Source organism: Streptomyces hainanensis, from assembly GCF_004348415.1.
Taxonomy (GTDB): Bacteria; Actinomycetota; Actinomycetes; order Streptomycetales; family Streptomycetaceae; genus Streptomyces; species Streptomyces hainanensis.
Genome location: NZ_SMKI01000760.1, coordinates 1 through 2020, shown reverse-complemented (window position 1 = coordinate 2020; position 2020 = coordinate 1). Strand labels below are relative to the sequence as shown.

2 protein-coding genes are annotated in these 2020 nt (G+C 73.5%); both read right to left on the bottom strand.

What is annotated here, in order from left to right; translation table 11 throughout:
• On the bottom strand, positions 1–986 hold a 986-nt coding region (locus E1283_RS35640), incomplete at its 3' end, for a LacI family DNA-binding transcriptional regulator (RefSeq protein ID WP_132822303.1).
• A gap of 172 nt (positions 987–1158) precedes the next feature.
• Positions 1159–1875, bottom strand: a complete 717-nt coding sequence (locus E1283_RS35635; protein WP_132822302.1) for a FadR/GntR family transcriptional regulator — start codon at positions 1873–1875, stop codon at positions 1159–1161.
• Positions 1876–2020: the final 145 nt, after the last annotated feature.

The window sequence follows — 2020 nt, the reverse complement described above, 5'->3', positions numbered from 1 at the left end:
GGGGTGGTGGTGCTCCGGGGCGGGGGGACGAGCGGGTTCCCGGCCGGAGCCTCCAGGCGGTCGAGCAGCATCCGGGCGGCGCGTCGGCCGCGTTCGGCCGAGCCGAGGTCGACGCTGGTCAGCGGGGGCCAGCCGGCCTGGGCGAGCGTGCTGTCGTCCATGCCGGCCACGGCCAGGTCCTCGGGTATCCGCAGGCCGCCGGCGAGCACGGCCTGCGCGGCGCCGAGCGCCAACTGGTCGTTGGCGCAGAGGACGGCGTCGGGGCGCGGGCGGACGCCGAGCAGCCGCTCGGCCGCCGTCCTGCCCTGCTCGATGCCGAAGTCGGTGTGGACCACGAGCTCCTCGGCGTACGGCAGCCCGCGGGCGGCGAGCGCGCCGCGGTAGCCGAGGTCCCGGTTGTGGCCGGGGACGGTGTCGGGTGGGCCGCCGACGAACGCGATCCGCCGCCGCCCGGTGTCGTACAGGTGTCCGACGGCGAGCGCGGCGCCGGCGACCGAGTCGGCCCGCACGCTGTCCACCGGGCCGGGTTCCGGCAGCGAGCCGATCACCACCACGGGCCCCGCGGCGGCGGCCAGCGCCGCCAGGTGCGCGTCGGTGATCCGGATGGGACAGATGATGAGCCCGTCGCTGGTCCGGTCGCCGAGGCTGCGCAGCACCGCCAGTTCGTCCTCGGCCACCGCGTCGGTGGAGTGCAGCAGCAGGCGGTAGCCGGCGGCCTTGGTGACGGCCTGGATGGCCCTGACCATCGCCACGTAGACCGGGTTGCCGATGTCGGGCATGGCGAAGGTGAGTTGCCTGGTGCGGCCGTCCTTGAGGGAGCGGGCCACCGCGTTGGGGACGTAGCCGAGCTCGGCGGCGGCCCGGCGCACCCGTTCTGTGGTGTCCCGGCGGGCGCCCTGACCGTTGAGCACGCGGGAGACGGAGGCCGTCGAGACGCCCGCGCGCTCCGCGATCGACACGATGGTCGGTTGTCCGCCGTTCGACATCCCATCCATCCCTTTGGGTCCGGGAATTCCGATTTCTGTAATCGTTTCCAGCGGCTGTAATCGTTTACAGATGTTGCTGCCGTGTTTCCCGGCCCGTCAAGGGGTGGACATCGATTGATACCGGCCCGACATCGGCCCGACACCCGTACGTCGGGCGGTGGTTGACGATTTCTCAGGCTTTGTCGGCCGGGTCGTCGGCGGTCAACAGGCCCAGGTCCTCGGTGGACTTGGCCAGCAGGTCGTGCATTGCCGACTCGGCGCGCGCCGCGTCCCGGTCGCGGACCGCGTCGACCACCGCCCGGTGGCTCGGCACCGGGTCGCCGGCCGCCGGGTGGGCGTGCACCAGCCGGTCCCGCTCCCGCAGCCCCGGTTCGAGCAACAGGTCGAGCCGGCCGAGGAGTTCGTTGCCTGTCGCGGCCAGTAGCGCCCGGTGGAAGGCGGCGTCGGCCTCGGCCGCGGCGGCCGAGTCGCCCTGGGCCCGCGCCATCGCGTCCAGCGCGGCGTCGAGCGCGGCCAGGTCGGCGTCGGTGCGGCGCAGCGCGGCCCGGCGGGCGGCGGCCGGCTCGACTATGGAGCGCACGTCGGCCAGGTCGCGCAGCAGCCGCGCCGCGTCGCCGCCGACGGTGCGCCAGTGGATCACGTCCGGGTCGAGCAGGTTCCAGGCGGAGCGGGCCCGGACGAAGGTGCCGCGCTTCTGCCGGGCGTCGATCAGCCCCTTGCCGGCCAGCACCTTCAGCGACTCGCGCATCACGGTGAGGCTCACGTCCAACTGCTCGCCGAGGGCCCGCACGTCGAGGGTGTCGCCCTCGGTGAACTCGCCGCCGACGATGCGGGCGCCCAGGTGGTGCACCACCTGTCCGTGCACGCCGCGGGCTGAGTAGGCCGCCATGACGGGCTCCCGGGGGTGTGTGACGAGGATCTGGCCCGGCCAGTCTAGCGTGGACATTATTTATGAATAGTTCTTGACAGCGCGAAAACCCGATCGCACGATGAGTCCATCCCCCGACGAGCCGAGCCGCCCCCCGCCCCCGCAC